At 37.5% G+C, this 16092-nt stretch carries 15 protein-coding genes; 4 read left to right on the forward strand and 11 right to left on the reverse strand.

Going from position 1 to position 16092, the window contains the following annotated elements:
* Positions 1-9: 9 nt before the first annotated feature.
* The 5 genes from QFZ31_RS17730 to uxaC form a co-directional block, all read right to left on the reverse strand.
* The gene (locus QFZ31_RS17730; RefSeq protein ID WP_307305195.1) at positions 10-1170 is read right to left on the reverse strand and encodes a Gfo/Idh/MocA family protein; all 1161 of its coding nucleotides are present in this window, start codon (positions 1168-1170) and stop codon (positions 10-12) included.
* A 2-nt stretch (positions 1171-1172) separates the two neighbouring features.
* Positions 1173-2060 carry a sugar phosphate isomerase/epimerase family protein gene (locus QFZ31_RS17735; protein WP_307305197.1) on the reverse strand — a complete coding sequence of 296 codons (888 nt, stop codon included), beginning with the start codon at positions 2058-2060 and terminating at the stop codon, positions 1173-1175.
* The gene (locus QFZ31_RS17740; protein WP_307305199.1) at positions 2057-2995 is read right to left on the reverse strand and encodes a helix-turn-helix domain-containing protein; all 939 of its coding nucleotides are present in this window, start codon (positions 2993-2995) and stop codon (positions 2057-2059) included. Before QFZ31_RS17740 ends, QFZ31_RS17735 begins: the two co-directional genes overlap by 4 nt.
* A 242-nt stretch (positions 2996-3237) precedes the next feature.
* Entirely contained in the window at positions 3238-4650 is a 1413-nt protein-coding gene (gene gndA, locus QFZ31_RS17745; RefSeq protein ID WP_307305201.1) for an NADP-dependent phosphogluconate dehydrogenase, read from the reverse strand.
* A 244-nt stretch (positions 4651-4894) separates the two neighbouring features.
* Positions 4895-6298 carry a glucuronate isomerase gene (uxaC, locus tag QFZ31_RS17750; protein WP_307305203.1) on the reverse strand — a complete coding sequence of 468 codons (1404 nt, stop codon included), beginning with the start codon at positions 6296-6298 and terminating at the stop codon, positions 4895-4897.
* Positions 6299-6534: 236 nt separating this feature from the next.
* Here uxaC and QFZ31_RS17755 point away from each other — a divergent pair, with 236 nt between their 5' ends.
* Positions 6535-7725 carry an ROK family transcriptional regulator gene (locus QFZ31_RS17755; protein ID WP_307305204.1) on the forward strand — a complete coding sequence of 397 codons (1191 nt, stop codon included), beginning with the start codon at positions 6535-6537 and terminating at the stop codon, positions 7723-7725.
* Between the two features lie 192 nt (positions 7726-7917).
* Here QFZ31_RS17755 and QFZ31_RS17760 read toward each other — a convergent pair whose 3' ends face one another.
* Positions 7918-9324 carry an MFS transporter gene (locus QFZ31_RS17760; RefSeq protein WP_307305205.1) on the reverse strand — a complete coding sequence of 469 codons (1407 nt, stop codon included), beginning with the start codon at positions 9322-9324 and terminating at the stop codon, positions 7918-7920.
* Positions 9325-9724: 400 nt separating this feature from the next.
* A complete protein-coding gene (locus QFZ31_RS17765; protein WP_307305207.1) occupies positions 9725-11140 on the reverse strand; it encodes an MFS transporter in 1416 nt (471 codons plus the stop codon).
* 347 nt (positions 11141-11487) lie between these two features.
* On the opposite strand from QFZ31_RS17765, the gene QFZ31_RS17770 reads away from it, so the two are divergent.
* Positions 11488-12003, forward strand: a complete 516-nt coding sequence (locus QFZ31_RS17770; RefSeq protein ID WP_307305210.1) for a DinB family protein — start codon at positions 11488-11490, stop codon at positions 12001-12003.
* 135 nt (positions 12004-12138) lie between these two features.
* Here QFZ31_RS17770 and QFZ31_RS17775 read toward each other — a convergent pair whose 3' ends face one another.
* The 3 genes from QFZ31_RS17775 to QFZ31_RS17785 all read right to left on the reverse strand — a co-directional run bounded on the left by QFZ31_RS17775 (position 12139) and on the right by QFZ31_RS17785 (position 14214).
* Positions 12139-12747, reverse strand: a complete 609-nt coding sequence (locus QFZ31_RS17775; RefSeq protein ID WP_307305212.1) for an exonuclease domain-containing protein — start codon at positions 12745-12747, stop codon at positions 12139-12141.
* A gap of 174 nt (positions 12748-12921) precedes the next feature.
* Entirely contained in the window at positions 12922-13491 is a 570-nt protein-coding gene (locus QFZ31_RS17780) for a TetR/AcrR family transcriptional regulator (protein ID WP_307305215.1), read from the reverse strand.
* A 15-nt stretch (positions 13492-13506) separates the two neighbouring features.
* Positions 13507-14214: an MBL fold metallo-hydrolase gene (locus QFZ31_RS17785; RefSeq protein WP_307305217.1), complete on the reverse strand. Its 708-nt coding sequence runs from the start codon at positions 14212-14214 to the stop codon at positions 13507-13509.
* A 229-nt stretch (positions 14215-14443) separates the two neighbouring features.
* Between QFZ31_RS17785 and QFZ31_RS17790 the strand changes: the two genes are divergently transcribed.
* Together QFZ31_RS17790 and QFZ31_RS17795 are read left to right on the forward strand one after the other, a co-directional pair.
* Complete coding sequence (locus tag QFZ31_RS17790; protein WP_307305219.1) at positions 14444-14950, forward strand: DoxX family membrane protein; 507 nt, start codon at positions 14444-14446, stop codon at positions 14948-14950.
* Between the two features lie 156 nt (positions 14951-15106).
* Positions 15107-15619, forward strand: coding sequence for a DoxX family membrane protein (locus tag QFZ31_RS17795; protein WP_307305222.1), 513 nt, complete (start codon positions 15107-15109; stop codon positions 15617-15619).
* A gap of 39 nt (positions 15620-15658) precedes the next feature.
* Here the strand turns inward: QFZ31_RS17795 and QFZ31_RS17800 are convergent, their stop codons facing one another.
* Positions 15659-15889, reverse strand: a complete 231-nt coding sequence (locus QFZ31_RS17800; RefSeq protein ID WP_179602874.1) for a hypothetical protein — start codon at positions 15887-15889, stop codon at positions 15659-15661.
* Positions 15890-16092 lie beyond the last annotated feature (203 nt).

Below are 16092 nucleotides of genomic sequence, written 5' to 3' on the forward strand. Positions count from 1 at the left end.
TATGATTAATTACTTTCTTACCGGATATTTTCCTTCTTCAGCAATTCGTTTATTTAATTCTTCTAAGAATAAATCTTCATCAAATGGTACTTCAATTTCCTTGCCTAACCAGCTTGATAAGTGCATAGCATTTGCAAGTCTAACACCATTAATACCGTCACTTCCAGGAGCTAATAATGGAGTACCTTCCACAATCGCAGAAGCAAAGTCTTCTAATACTGCAATGTGTTGTTCTCCCCAAACATTACCAAAATCCAGCACTTCCTCAGTAAAAATATCACCAGCACCGCCGCCCATAAACAACTTCATAACATCTGACATATCCATGGAATCGCTCATTTCTCTCTCAGATTGTTTCAAGCGCTTGATGGTAACTTTCTTACTATCGTCTACAACGATTTTTCCTTTATCACCATGGATTTCTAAACGGTCTGTCCCCATTACATCGTGTGTCTTCGTTACAAATACACCCGTAGCACCATTTCCATAGTCAAATACGGCTGTTACATCGTCTTCAACCACGATATCTCTTTGGTAGCCATAGTTTAATTTTGCATAAACCTTTTTCGGCATGCCGCAAATCCATTGAAGCAAGTCAATTTGGTGTGGTGCTTGGTTTACAAGGACACCGCCGCCTTCTCCGCCCCAAGTTGCTCTCCATTCACTTTGATTGTAGTAACCTTGAGGTCTCCACCATGTAGTAATAATCCAGTTGGTACTGCGAATGCTGCCAATCTCACCGTTATCAATAATTTCTTTAACTTTTTTATAAAGCGGATTTGTACGCTGGTTAAAGAAGATTGCAAACTTAAGTTCAGGTTTTGACGCCGCAAAGTCATTTAACTCTTTCACTTGTTTTGTATAAACACCAGCTGGTTTTTCCACTAGTGCATGAATGTCTCTTTTAAGTGCTTCGATTCCCATTTCAGGGTGGAGATAATGCGGTACAGTTGTAACGACTGCATCAACATGACCACTTTCAAGCATATCGATATAATTATCGTAGAAAGGAATACCAGGATACTTCTCTTCTGCTACTTGTTTTTTAGCAGGATCATTATCACAGATTGCACCAATCACCATATTTTTAACTTTGCCTTCAGAAATGAAATTAGCGTACATACCACCTTCTGCACCTAAACCAATAATCCCTAATCTTACATCAGCCATAATTAAATTCCCTCGCTTTCAATTTTGTTAAGAATGTCTAAAAGTGCTTCATATTGAAGCTTGTAGCCGCCGGCACCATCCAGCCCTTTGTTGTCCTTAATAATCTCGGTCGCATCTTCAAGCTCTAAATCTTTTAGAGAATCAAAGAGAACGAGATGTGGCTCTAGAGTTAAAAAGCCTTTATAGCCGCTCTTTATAAACTGAGCTAGTAATTCAGGTATTTTTCCTTCGCCAGTTCCACAGACTACGTTTTGACTGTCTGATGTTACAGCATCCTTTATGTGTATATAAACAATCTCATCTTTTAAGAGATCGTAACACTCTTGTGTGTCCTCACCGCACTGTACGAAATTAGCGAAGTCGAAAATCCCTTTAAAATAAGGAGAACCAACTTCTGTTAAAATCTCATGACAGCGTCTTCCGATATCACCAAAGATATCCTTTTCATTTTCATGCAGCAAAATTACATTGTATTTTTCCGCGATTGCTGCATATTCTTTCAACTTGCTGACAACTTGACTGCGGTATTGATCTGGATCCTCACCCTTAGGGATATAGAAGCTGAAAATCCGCATATATTTACAATCGAGCAAGTTGCTAATTTGGCAAAGCGTGTCCAGCATAAGCTTTTGTTTGGCAAAGCCTTCCTCATCATTAATGAATACTTTACCAATTGGTGACCCGATGGAAGAAACACCAATTCCGGCCTTTTGCAGTCTAGGCTGTACTGTTTCTTTGATTTCATCAACCGTAAAATCTCCAATATTCTTTCCATCAATGCCGCGTAACGAAATATATTTCATTCCTAAATTAGATACAACTTCTAACTGTGTATCAAAGTCAGATGAGATTTCATCTGAAAATCCTGAAATCAATAAATCTTGCTTCATTTATTCTTTTCCTCCTTATTCCTAGGAATATGGCTACTGAGTTTCGTTTTACGATATTGTGAAGGTGTGGTGCCAACCTTCTCTTTAAAAAAACGGCTGAAATGTGCAACGCTTTCAAATCCTGTTGAGCGAGCCACATCCGTTAGTGATTGATCTGGCTCCATTTCCAACAAATACTTCACCTGATTCAGCCGGCAAGCCATAACATATTCCATGACCGTAAAGCCAGTGACTTCTTTAAAAATATGAGAAGCATAATACTTACTCAAACTTAACTCTTCTGCAATTCTGTCTAAACTGACTTTTTCTGCATAATGATCATTAATCCATGAGGCTATAGACTCAGCATGAAGTTCCTTTTCTGACCTTTTACTCGTCACTTGAGACAATTCTTTTTGACTCATTTTATAAATTCCCATCAATAATTGAATCAGCTCAAGTTTTATTTCTGCTTCCAGAAACTCATTTTTCTTACCTGTCCTCTGCATTTCTTCATCAATATGAGTAAGAGACTGGGCTATTTCCTTTATCCTGCCATCCACAAATTGTCCAAATTCATCGTAGCCTGTACGAAGAAAGCAATTATGAAGTTTTTTGAACGGATCCAACAAATTAGGAATTCCAAGTCCAATTAATGATTCCTGCAGCCATAAGGGTGAAAAATGAAGCATACTTCTTGTATACGTACTGTCTGTTCCTGGATTGGCTTTGTGCAAAGTCATCCCGTCTAACAGGATAATATCCCCCGGTTGCAGTTCGTAAATCCGATTGTTAATTAAATACTTACAATCTCCTGAGTGAAAAAAATAGATTTCATATTCTTGGTGTGAGTGAAAATTAAAGTTATAAAAGTCCACACCTTGAACTCGGTAGTGACCGTATATCCACTCATCCATTATTCTTTTTCTCAATGAAGAGCTTGTTAACTTTTCCACTGCTTTCACACCCTTAGTAGTAAGCGTTAACATAATAGTTTGTTAACTGAACATATTTATATTATATTGCAGATAGATACAAAAAACATTCTCTAAAAATGCTCAATAAGAGCTATTATTTGACTGATATTGCTTTTTTATCACGGATTTTAGACAAATAAAAAAAGGAGACAATTACAGCGTTTAGGGCTAGTTTTTGTCTCCTTTTAAAGTTAGTTCATAAATGTTTAGTTATGAAACCCTTATTCCATCCAATTTGTGTGGAATACTCCTTCTTTATCAATACGTTGATACGTATGTGCTCCAAAATAGTCACGTTGTGCTTGAAGCAGATTCGCTGGAAGTGTTTCAGTGCGGTAGCTGTCATAGTAAGCAATGGCACTAGCAAATGACGGAACTGGGATTCCACGTTCAATTGCTACAGCAAGAACTTTACGTAATGGCTGCTGATAATTTTCAACGATTTCTTTAAAATATGGATCTAATAATAAGTTTCTTAGTTCTGGATCGCGATCATATGCGTCTTTAATTTTTTGTAAGAATTGTGCACGAATGATACATCCGCCGCGGAAAATCATTGCGATATCGCCGTAACGAAGGTTCCAATCATATTCTTCAGACGCTGCACGCATTTGTGCAAAACCTTGTGCATAAGAAACGATCTTGCTCATATACAATGCTTTACGTACTGCTTCGATTAATTCTTCTTTATTGCCTTCAAACGCCTTTACTTCAGGTCCATTAAGAACCTTGCTTGCCTTAATACGCTCATCCTTCATCGCAGAAATAAAGCGGGCAAATACGGATTCCGTGATAATTGGAAGTGGAACACCTAAGTCTAATGCATTTTGGCTTGTCCATTTTCCTGTACCCTTTTGACCAGCAGTATCAAGAATCAAGTCAACCATTGGCTTGCCAGTTTCTTCGTCCACTTTTGTAAAGATATCTGCAGTGATTTCAATTAAATAGCTGTCTAATTCGCCTTTGTTCCACTCAGCAAAGACCTCGTGAAGCTCTTTCGCATCTAAACCAAGTACATTTTTCATAATAAAGTAAGCTTCACAGATTAATTGCATATCTCCATATTCGATTCCGTTATGAACCATTTTCACATAGTGACCTGCACCATTTGGTCCAATATACGTACAACAAGGGTCTCCTTCAACTTTAGCAGAGATCGCCTCAAGGATTGGCTGAACAAGCTCATAAGCTTCTTTTTTACCGCCAGGCATGATAGAAGGACCTTTTAACGCGCCTTCTTCTCCACCAGATACACCTGTTCCAATGAAATGGAATCCAGCTGTTTCTAGTTCCTTGTTACGTCTAATTGTATCCTGGAAGAATGTATTTCCTCCATCGATTAGGATATCGCCTTCTTCAAGAAATGGCTTTAAAGAGTCGATAGTTGCATCTGTAGCCGTACCTGCTTTAACCATTAATAAAATTTTGCGAGGTTTTTCTAAAGAATTAACGAATTCTTCAACTGTACGTGCACCAACAAAGTTCTTTCCTTCTGCTTCGTTCTTTAAAAACTCTTCTGTTTTGTCATAAGAACGGTTGAAAACAGCAACAGAGTAACCGCGGCTTTCAATATTTAAAGCAAGGTTCTTACCCATGACTGCCAATCCTACGACACCAATTTGTTGTTTAGACATTCTTTTCCCTCTTTCTCCTTAATCTAATTAGTACTATTTACTTTATTCCTTAGTTGAAGTCTGGAGTTGCCGTCCGGCACTCCTATACTCATACCATCCATAATAACGATTAATAAATAGAACATCAATTATTTCGGCTAATTTGTGATGCTTATCTTACTCAAATAAATCGAAATAACATACTATTCAATGTTTTAAAGGAGGGGAAGCCATTTTGAATGGCGCCCCTGATCCAACTTAATTGCTAGCGTTGTAAAAAGTATTTTTCGGCGTTATTGTAGCCAATATTTCTAACCATTTGTTCAAGGAATTCCATATCATTAGGCACTAGTCCTCTATCTGCCCAATCACCCAATAGGTTGCAAAGAATACGGCGGAAGTATTCATGACGTGCATAAGAAAGGAAACTGCGTGAATCTGTCAGCATTCCAATAAAATGACTCAACAGACCTACGTTGGCAAGATCCTTCATTTGTCTTTCCATTCCATCGATATGATCGTTAAACCACCAGCCAGAACCAAACTGAATTTTACCTGGAACACCTTCTTCATAGAAGTTCCCCATCATACCAGCTAGAACTGGATTATCTTTAGGGTTAAGATTAAACAATACTGTTCTTGGTAAAGCATTTTGCTGCTCCAAGGTGTCAAGGAATTTAGATACACCTTCAGCGAAATTGGCTTCACCTACTGAATCAAAGCCTGTGTCTGGACCAATAAGCTCTTTCATTTTTGTATTGTTATTTCTTAATGCACCCATATGAAGCTGCATGACCCACTGTTTTCCAGCATACATTTTTCCAAGTTCTGTTAATAGGAACCAACGATATGCAATCAGTTCCTCATTAGAAAGCTGCTCACCGTTTAAGCCTTTTTTGAAAATAACTTCAATTTCTTCTTTTGTTGTTTCTACATATTCCATTTTTTGAATATCATGGTCAGACGCACGACCGCCATTTTCGTGGAAGAAATCAACACGCTGCTGAAGTGCATTCAAGAAACCGTCGAGTGAATCTACTTTAATTCCAGAAACCTCTTCTAATTTCCGGGTCCAGCCGGCAAATGCAGGACGCTCAATGAAAAGAGCTCCATCCGGACGGAATGTTGGTGCGATAATAGGAGCAAAGGTTTCGTCATTCTTTAATAAACGATGGTATTCTAATGTTGAATTAGGATCATCCGTTGTTCCAATAAATTTCACGTTTGATTTCGCAATAAACGCTCTTGCTGTGTAATCTGATGTTTTTAGCTTTTCATTACATTCATCGTAAATTTCCCGTGCAGTTGATGGGCTTAATAATTTTTCAATGCCAAAGAACATTTTCAACTCCATGTGAGTCCAATGATAAAGCGGGTTGCCCATTAGGTTTGGCACCGTTTCAGCCCAGGCAGCGAATTTCTCCCAATCTGTTGCATCACCGGTAATGTATTTTTCAGCAATACCGTTCATACGCATCGTACGCCACTTGTAATGGTCTCCTCCTAGCCATAATTGAGTAATACTTTCATATGACTTATTTTCCCAGACCTCTTGTGGATCTAAGTGACAGTGGAAGTCAAAAATCGGCAACCCCTGTGCTGCATTTTCAAATAAGTTTATGGATGTTTCTGTATCTAACAAGAAGTCTTTGTCTAAAAAGTTTTTCATTCGATACCCTCCAGTTACTACTATTTTCTGTAAACCCTTACAAATTTATTAAATAATTTCATGATATTTTTGTTTAATTTGTTTAGTAAACAAATTAATTACATTACTAACTTATCATGTTTAATTTGTTAAGTCAATTGACAGTTTATATTTTTTTACTATTCAACAGAGACCTATGTGAGATAACCTGTTATACTATTGTTATAGTAGAAAAGCGCTCGAAATGGAGGATACAGATGATTACCGGTGACGCGTCATATATAAAAAAAATTAATCGCTCGATTATTTTAAGGGAGATTGTCAAAGAAGGGTTAATTTCTAGGGCAGATTTATCAAAAGTAACAGCTCTTACACGTGCAACCATCTCAGCACAGGTTGCAGATTTAATCGACGAAGGGCTTATAATAGAAACACAGCTTGAGCATTATACAGTTGGAAGAAAACCTATTATGCTTTCCATTAACAGTGAAGCAGGTTACGCTCTTGGCATTGACCTTGATTATGACCATATTTCTTTTACAGTTTCTGATCTTGCGGGAACTCCGATCCACTCCAAAAGGATAGAAACAAAAACAACAGACTACAAAGAGATACTGAATCTTTTAGTTGAGCATATCAAAGTGTATAAATCTGAATACGCTTACAGCAAATATGGAATTATCGGAATTGTTATTGCCATTCATGGTCTAGTTGGAAAAGATGAAACCATACACTATGTACCACGCTTACGGTGGAATAACATTACCCTTAAGAATGATATTGAAAGACAAATCGATATTAACGTTTATATAGAAAACAATGCAAACCTAAGTGCTTTTGCTGAGCGCGTTTATGTGCATCATGAAACAGATAACTTATTATCTGCTACTCTTTATTCCGGTATAGGTCTAGGAATGATGATGAACAACGAATTCTTTCGCGGACATGATGGGTTTGCCGGTGAAATCGGCCACATGATTGTAGTACCAAATGGAATTCAGTGCAATTGCGGGAATAAAGGCTGTTGGGAAAAATATGCTTCAGAAAGAGCTATTTTCAGGTATCTATCCGAAACAAAGCAAATGAATTCTGTGACATATGAGGATATCCAAAAATGGCTTAATGAAGGTGACGAAGAAGTAAATCAATTGATGGAACAATTTATTTACTACCTCTCAATTGGTTTAAATAATATGATCAATATGTACAATCCTGACGTGCTTGTGCTTGATAGCGAGCTCCTGCGTATGTACCCGAATTCTCTCGATAAAATAAGAGAAAATTTGAATTCTTCGATTAGTCATTACCGTGCACTACAGATTTCTTCAATTGGTAGAAACTCTGCCGTCCTAGGTGCGTGTGCACTTGCAATTAAACATTTCTTAGAGGTTCCGATGTTGAATTTACAATTTAACCAATCAAATAAAAATGCAAGCGTTAACATATAGCATTCAGCTCATTACTTCTCAAAAGATCCCCTTTCACTATACGAAAGGGGATCTTTTTTATATATTATCGCTTTCAGTTGTCTAAGCAAAAGAGACTCTCCTCTGCCCGCCAATGGCATTTAAAACAATAATGTTCAAAAAAAGATAAGATAGTTATGCAACAATGATAACAATCTTACCTCTAGTCAAATATTAAGCTTTTCTTTTTGCAGCTAAATCCATTGCAAGTTGTGCAGTACGCTTTTTGTTTAATGGATATAAGAATACAATCATTAGGAACACGACACCAAGTGTAAGTGCAGGTACTAAAGTTGCAAGTGTATGAATTCCTTGCAGCGTTTCAGCTGATTGTGACTCGGCACCAGCATGGTAACCAACTGCCGCAATCGCAGCACCGCCAACACCACCGGCAACCGCTTGACCGATTTTACGTGCCATTGAGTAGATTGAGTAAACGGTACCATCTTCCCTGAGACCTGTTAAATACTCATGATAATCGATAACATCTGTAACAAACGCCCAAACAACAAGGTTAAACACACCATAACCAAACATAGCAACGGTTAATACACCGATAAATTGTGTTGCTGTTAAATTTGGGAGGAAATATAGAACTCCGTATACAAGCGCCGCGACTAATAATCCACCGGAAGCCACTTCTTTTTTACCAAATTTCTTAACCAATGGTTGAACAAATGGCATGGCGATAAATACAGCAATTGCTTGAAGAAGACCTACTATACTTAATGCTTTAGCATTCGTGAAATAATCCTTAAATAAATAAACGTTAACTGTGCCAATTAACATAAAGACAATCATGAATACCAATGCAGCCACAAGGAACACCATTAATGGTTTGTTTTTCGTAAGCCCCTTCATGGTTTGGCCAAAATTGACTTTTTCCTTATTTGATTCATCTATGACGATACGTTCAACAGATAATTTATAACAAGCAAGATAACAAGCAAGTGCAAGCCCACCGAAAATTAATGCTGCGAGAATGAAGCGATTTGCATCCGGTTTATTATTAACGAATAAAATAATTGGTCCAACTACGTTAATAATTAAACCTGCCATTTGACCACCTAACGTTCTCCAGCTTGATAGGGAAGTACGTTCTACCGGATCACCTGTAATCACTGAAGCCATGGAGCCATAAGGAATATTAACAGTAGAATATAATGTTCCCCACACAATATATGTTACATATGCATAAGCTAGGTAAAACCCTTCAGACATGCCAGGTATCTTCACGAACATCAATATACCCATGATTACTAGTGGAAATGACATTCTTAAAATCCATGGTCTAAATTTTCCTTGAGCAGTTGCCTTTCTCGTATCAATGAAACGGCCCCATGTTACGTCGGCAAAAGCATCCCAAAGACGGGCAACCGTGAATAATAGTCCAACATGAGCAGGATTAATATGAAAAATATCCGTATAAAATACCATCAAGAATGAGGCGGCTAGGATAAAGAAGAAATCGTTTCCAAAGTCTCCAAACAAGTATCCTAATTTATCTTTAAAACCAAATGGACGTACTGTTTTCCCACCTGATTGTGGGGATTCTACTTTCTTTTGCAATGCTTGAGCCATTTCTTTACCCTCCCACAAAATATTCTAAAAAATCATTTCTAAAATGGATAAAATTGCTTTGAAACTATTTTGTGTAACCCCTTACTAAATTAATCACAACAAAAGACTGACTTCTCGAGAGTGTTTTTTGGTTTTAATTACTTTGTTTAATAAACTAACAAATTAATTACTCCATTAGAATATACCTATTTTTCCTATTCGTCAATAATTTTGTAAGCGGTTGTAGTGGTAATGTTTTCTTCTCTTAGAAATGTAAGTTTGATTGAAAACAATAGTAGGTTTTCAGCGACTTCTATTTTTCACCCAATAAACAATTAATCCCCTTTAAGCAATATGCAAAAAGGGGTTGCGAAAATAGAAAAAGGCAGCAAACAGTTGCTGCCTTTCTTCAAAATATAATTTAGTTGTTATACGATTTTCTTTTTTCAACTAAATCAAGTGCAAGTTGTTCTGTGCGTTTTTTGTTTAATGGATACAGGAATACAATCATTAAGAATATAACTAACAATATCACCGCTGGTACTAATGTAGCAAGTGTATGAATTCCTTGCAGTGTTTCAGCTGATTGAGATTCGGCACCCGCATGGTAACCAACCGCTGCAATTGCTGCACCACCAACACCACCGGCCACTGCTTGTCCAATTTTACGAGCCATTGAGTAGATAGAGTAAACGGTTCCATCTTCACGAAGGCCAGTTAAATACTCATGGTAGTCGATAATGTCTGTAACGAAAGCCCAAATAACTAGGTTGAAAATTCCATATCCAAACATACCAACTGTTAAAACTGCGATAAATTGTGTTGCTGTTAAGTTAGGTAAGAAATATAAAACCGCATATACAAGTGCTGCAAGTAAGAGACCAGCTGAAGCGACTTCTTTTTTACCAAATTTTGAAACTAACGGTTTTACCATTGGCATCCCAACAAATACTGCCACTGATTGAAGAAGACCAACCATACTTAATGCTTTAGCGTTTCCAAAGAAATCCTTAAATAAATACACGTTTACCGTACCAATTAACATAAAGCAAACCAAGAATAGTAAAGAAAGAGTAAGGAACACAATGAGTGGTCTGTTTTTACCAAGACCTTTTACCGTTTTGCCAAAGTTCGCTTTTGGTTTATTTGTTTCATCCATTACAATACGTTCAACAGATAATTTATAGCATGCCATATAACAAGCGATTGCAAGAACACCGAAAATGATAGCGCCTAAAAGGAATCGATTTGCATCTGCTTTATTATCAACAAACAAAATCATAGGTCCTACAACATTAATGATTAACCCAGCTAAGTTCCCACCTAATGTTCTCCAGCTAGATAATGCCGTACGTTCAACAGGATCACCTGTGATTACAGAAGCCATAGAGCCATAAGGAATATTGACAGTAGAATATAATGTTCCCCAAATAATATAGGTTACATATGCATACGCAAGGTAAAATCCATCAGACATTCCTGGAATATGAACAAACATTAATACACCAGTAATGACAAGTGGAAATGACATTCTAAAGATCCAAGGTCTGAACTTTCCATTCTTTCCTGCTTTCCTCGTATCAATGAAGCGACCCCATGTAATGTCAGCAACTGCATCCCATAAACGTGCGATCAGGAATAGTCCTCCGACAGCAGCTGGATTAAGACCATATATGTCGGTGTAATAAACCATAAGGAAAGCTGCAACTAGAATAAAGAAGAAATCGTTTCCAAAATCACCAAATAGATAACCTAACTTATCTCTCATCCCAAATGGGCGAACTGCGTTCCCCGCTGATTGTGGGGTTTCTACTTTCTTTTGTAATGCTTGAGCCATTTTTAACCCTCCCAATAAAATCATTCTAAAATAATTAATTAAAACCCTTACATAATTGCAAATTCTTAGAAGTTTATTTTTGTGAAACCCCTTACTAAAATACGAAATAAAAATAATACCAGACATCTCGAGAATGGTTGTATATTCCAATTAATTTGTTTAATGAACTAACAAACTAACTGTATACATAGAATATCACCCTCGACAATATTCGTCAATAATATTTTGTAAGCGGTTATAAAAAAATTTTCCATCTTAAACATCTGCCAGATTGCGGTCAATTATTTAATTATTTCAAATATTGTGGTAGGCTTGCTTTGTGGATTATTAATTGAAAGGAGAAGATAATGTTGTTTCAACGTCCAGCAAAAAATGAGTATCCAGTTTATTATGTACCGTATGTTGACCTAGTTCCTGAAGGTGACTTAGTAGAGTTGTTAAGAGAAAGTCTTGAAAAGACAGTTTCACTTTTCGAAGGGATTTCTGAGGAAGTAAGTTTAAATCGTTATGCACCAGGCAAATGGAGTATTAAAGAAGTACTTGGCCACATAACGGATACCGAAAGAATCATGAGCTACCGCCTCTTGCGTGTAGGGCGCGGTGATCAAACACCTTTAGCAGGTTTTGAAGAGAACCAATACGTCCAGGCAGCACAAACAAACAACCTATCCATAAAAACCATACTAGAAGACTTCAAAGCAGTCAGAAACGCCACCATCACCCTCATTCAAAACCTCCCAAGTGAGGCATGGGAAAACAAAGGCAACGCAAACGGAATGGAAATCACCACACGAGCCATCGCCTACATCATCGTAGGCCACCAAATGCACCATTGCAAAATCATCGAAGAAAGATACTTATAATGTGGGTGATTGGTGACAGTGATTGGTGACAGGCACCGCTCGTGGACACTTTCCACCTCAGGCGGACAGTTGTAAAGGAGACATAAGCAACAGACCAAATCGCTGAGATTTGGTCTGTTGCTTTTTAGTGTGCTATTAGCCCATTTTGGTGCGGGTGGCTGCTGGCTGGTATTTTCTCATTGGTCCATTTTCGAGTACTTCTTGAAGATAGAGGTTTCCATTTGGACTGGTTTTTCTGAGCAGATCCATGAGGTATGTAATATCGTCAAGTGCTCTATGTGTTTGGTGATTTGTAATTTGGTGTGCCTGCAATAGGGTTAGGAGTTTACCATTTGGAAAGCCATAGTTCTTCCATTTCACACCCCGCATGGTACAAAACCACTTTAAATCATTCACTTCTGGGTACATATGATAGAGAAAGCTGCGGTCAAAGGAAGCATTGTGAGCAAAAACTGAATCTGCGCGATGGAAATAAGATTTAATCTTTACATCGGTGAAACTCTTCCCTGCCACCAGTTCATAGGGAATCCCATGAATTTGGTACGCACGGTCATAGTTCCTTCTAGCAGAACTGGTAAGCGGCTCTCGCAAGAAAGAATCTTCCTCAATAATTTCTTGGATCTCACCCGTATCTGTTCTATAAGAAAACAATTTCAGAGCAAGTTCTATTACTTCATCTGTAGTCGGCCCTAATCCTGTTGTTTCAACGTCCAATACTAGACCCAATTTCTCAAGTTTGCGCATATATCTCATTCCTTTAATCATGATATTACTAATATTATAGCATCTTATTAAAAAAGAAGACTTGCCATTTGGTAAGTCCTTTAAGTTTAGCGGGAAATGTATTGTTTTCTTTTGATTTTTAAGGGTTTGGTAAATCTTAGAATAACTTTTCTCTGCGAAACTGCTCCAAAAAAACTAACTCTCTTGAATGCCTTGAATAAACGCTTTTATTATAATTTCCAAGCTTTCATTTAGGTCTAGCGACATTTTAAATCCACTACTCTTTTCTAATGAAGAAAAACCGTGTAAAATGCTTCGGAGGCCTCTAACTGCATGTAAGGCAGTGTCCCCTTCTAAACTATAAGCCTGTAAAATCCGAATAGTGAGTTCAACAATCTTAGAACCCGCAAGCTGAACATCCTCATCTTCCATATCCGGTGCCATCAATGTTGCCTCATAAATCCCAGGATGCTCCCGGGCAAAGTTAACATATGCTTTACTTATAGTTAGAACAGCTTCATCTCCTGCGACTCCAATAGCTGCTTTTGCTAATACCCCATATAGCCGGTCTACTCCATATATTGCCATTTTCTTTCTTAACCCGCCCAGCCCATCAAAATGGTTATATAACGAAGGAGGACGGATTTCTAATTTCTTAGCTAGATTTGCCAAGGTAACTTCTTGCATCCCAAACTGGTCTGCCAACTCCGCTGCTGCTTCTAAAATCTCCTTTATATCAAGTCCAACCTTTGGTCTAGGTGACATCCATCTCTAACTCCTTTAGCTCAATTTCTTCTCTAAACGTTTGATTGCCAGTTCCATTACTCTAATTGGGTTCTCCACCATCTCACCATGTCCGACTGCAAGCAGCTTAGGTTGAAAACTCACCAATTTCTTTGCACTCGCTAATGAAGTTTCTTTACTCCATGTACCAAAGGCTGGAAACGGAAACCATGGTTTTATATCTCCCGCTACTGCTATTCCACCTCTAGTTTGAAAGGCGTCCCCTGCAATTAGGGCCTTGGTCCGATTATCAATGAAAGACATCGATCCCGGAGTATGTCCCGGAGTTTCAATAGCTGCCAACGAACCGATAAGGTCTCCTTCTTTTAATAGTACATTCGCTCTGGTCTTCAGCTTTTTTGGGACGCCACCTTTAATCGGAGTTTGGTGCTCGTGCACATCAAGCGAACTGTCTCCATTCATTATTCTGTTATCCCTCACCGAAATATAAACCGGTACATCATTCAGTTCTTCCTTTATCTTATCAAGTGCACCCACATGATCCTCATGTGCATGAGTTAAAATTATTTTTGTAATTGGTTTTCCAATCATTTCAGCAGCCGTAAAAATTCCCTTCTTACTAAATGGCAGAGCTGCGTCTATTAAGGTCAATCCATGCTCTTCTTCGACCAAATAGCAATTTACCGGAAACACACTTGCCATAAAGGTTACCTGATATAAAAATCCCTTTTTTAGCATTCTCAAAATCCCCAGCTCCTTTAACTAATATCATTAGTTTTATTTTAACTAACGACATTAGTTTTATCAAGAGCTTCTTATAAAAAAACTTTCCCTGCCCATGTTTACAATTTGTTCAAATCTTTTTTACAAATATGTGAAACAGTGAACAATTTACCCTCAATTCAAGATTAATTTGCTATATTAGCAGTGTAATAAATATATAAAACATATTTAACAAGGAGATGGCTTTATAATGTTTATGAATTTCTTAAGAGAAAACAAAATTGCGGCTGGAATTTTGACAGTCTTACGTTTATATCTCGGATATTCTTGGTTAACAGCAGGTTTAGGAAAATTAACAGGTGGCGGGTTCGATGCTTCTGGTTTCTTAAAAGGAGCAGTTGCTAATCCAGTAAAAGGTCCAGATGGCAACATGGTTTATAGCTGGTATGTTCACTTCTTAGATAGCTTTGCCTTACCAAACATTGATATCTTCAACCATATCGTCCCTTGGGGCGAAACATTAATCGGCTTAGGACTTTTATTAGGATGTTTAACAACTGCGGCAATGTTCTTTGGTCTAGTGATGAACTTTTCTTTCTTCTTAGCAGGAACTGTATCTCACAATCCAACCGATATTTTCTTAGGTTTTATCATCTTAACTGCTGGTTATAACGCAGGTCGTTTCGGTCTAGATCGCTGGGTAGTTCCATTCATCCGTAAAACAATGAAAACTGAAGGCAGCAAAGCAACAGCCTAACAGCTGCAAAGTAATTTTCAACCAAGTTGTTCAAGATTCTGCCAAAACATTTTAAACAAAGTGTGAACTTATCACTACAGCCATGTTGTTAACCCTCAAAATTTTATATAGTGAAACTATCAAATATAAACTAATTTTTGAAAGGCGGAATACATTATGTTTAACAAATTATTAAGAGAAAACAAAATTTCTGCGGCTATTTTAACTGTCATTCGTTTATATCTTGGTTATTCTTGGTTCACAGCTGGTTTAGGAAAATTAACAGGCGGCGGATTTGATGCTTCAGGTTTCCTAAAAGGTGCCATTGCGAAACCAGTAACAGGTCCAGAAGGAAATGTGCTTTATGGCTGGTATGTTGATTTCTTAAGTAACTTTGCACTTCCAAACATTGATACTTTCAACACTATCGTTCCTTGGGGCGAAACATTAATCGGTTTAGGACTTCTATTAGGATGTTTAACAACTGCAGCAATGTTCTTTGGTCTAGTGATGAACTTCTCTTTCTTCTTAGCAGGAACTGTATCACATAACCCAACTGACATTTTCTTAGGTTTCATCATTTTAACTGCTGGTTACAACGCAGGACGCATTGGTCTTGACCGCTGGGTGGTTCCAGTCATCCGTAAAACAGTTTTCAAAGGTAAAGAAACAGCAAAACAACACGCGTAACGAAAAGTGCCTCAATCACATGTTGATTGAGGCACTTTTTTAATAACTATTATCTTCTTCTGGATTTTCAAAACCTACACGATCCTGATACCAATTAGTGATTTGTGTAAGGATAGCAAATACTAAAAAGAAATTCATCGCCCAAACATTAATAAAAGGTGCTAACCCGCCAAATTCGATACCATGATACCCTTTAATTTTCATCACGATCATTGATTCTATAAAAATTAAAACAAAACCCAAGACACCAGCAACAGCCATTCTAATCATTTCCGTTCCCTCCATCTCTACCGATTATGTTTAACACTTTTCCATTATATTAATAAAATAAATTTGACAATTATGTGAACTTTTTATAACCCTATTATATGGCAAATCTCATAAGAACAACAACAAAAAACATATGTGTTTAGGAAGAAAATTTTTGTACAGATTAAAAGATAAAAAAATGGCATTATAGCTATTGCTTTTGA

The sequence above is a fragment of the Neobacillus niacini genome (assembly GCF_030817595.1).
GTDB classification, from domain to species: Bacteria; Bacillota; Bacilli; order Bacillales; family Cytobacillaceae; genus Neobacillus; species Neobacillus niacini_G.

What these genes read in the sequence shown, in the direction of transcription:
- QFZ31_RS17770 (WP_307305210.1), top strand. Translation starts at nt 11,488, where the DNA reads ATGTTGTTTCAACGTCCAGCAAAAAATGAGTATCCAGTTTATTATGTA.
- QFZ31_RS17790 (WP_307305219.1), top strand. Translation starts at nt 14,444, where the DNA reads ATGTTTATGAATTTCTTAAGAGAAAACAAAATTGCGGCTGGAATTTTG.
- QFZ31_RS17775 (WP_307305212.1), bottom strand. Translation starts at nt 12,747, where the DNA reads ATGCGCAAACTTGAGAAATTGGGTCTAGTATTGGACGTTGAAACAACA.
- QFZ31_RS17795 (WP_307305222.1), top strand. Translation starts at nt 15,107, where the DNA reads ATGTTTAACAAATTATTAAGAGAAAACAAAATTTCTGCGGCTATTTTA.
- QFZ31_RS17780 (WP_307305215.1), bottom strand. Translation starts at nt 13,491, where the DNA reads ATGTCACCTAGACCAAAGGTTGGACTTGATATAAAGGAGATTTTAGAA.
- QFZ31_RS17760 (WP_307305205.1), bottom strand. Translation starts at nt 9,324, where the DNA reads ATGGCTCAAGCATTGCAAAAGAAAGTAGAATCCCCACAATCAGGTGGG.
- uxaC (WP_307305203.1), bottom strand. Translation starts at nt 6,298, where the DNA reads ATGAAAAACTTTTTAGACAAAGACTTCTTGTTAGATACAGAAACATCC.
- QFZ31_RS17800 (WP_179602874.1), bottom strand. Translation starts at nt 15,889, where the DNA reads ATGATTAGAATGGCTGTTGCTGGTGTCTTGGGTTTTGTTTTAATTTTT.
- gndA (WP_307305201.1), bottom strand. Translation starts at nt 4,650, where the DNA reads ATGTCTAAACAACAAATTGGTGTCGTAGGATTGGCAGTCATGGGTAAG.
- QFZ31_RS17755 (WP_307305204.1), top strand. Translation starts at nt 6,535, where the DNA reads ATGATTACCGGTGACGCGTCATATATAAAAAAAATTAATCGCTCGATT.
- QFZ31_RS17735 (WP_307305197.1), bottom strand. Translation starts at nt 2,060, where the DNA reads ATGAAGCAAGATTTATTGATTTCAGGATTTTCAGATGAAATCTCATCT.
- QFZ31_RS17765 (WP_307305207.1), bottom strand. Translation starts at nt 11,140, where the DNA reads ATGGCTCAAGCATTACAAAAGAAAGTAGAAACCCCACAATCAGCGGGG.
- QFZ31_RS17730 (WP_307305195.1), bottom strand. Translation starts at nt 1,170, where the DNA reads ATGGCTGATGTAAGATTAGGGATTATTGGTTTAGGTGCAGAAGGTGGT.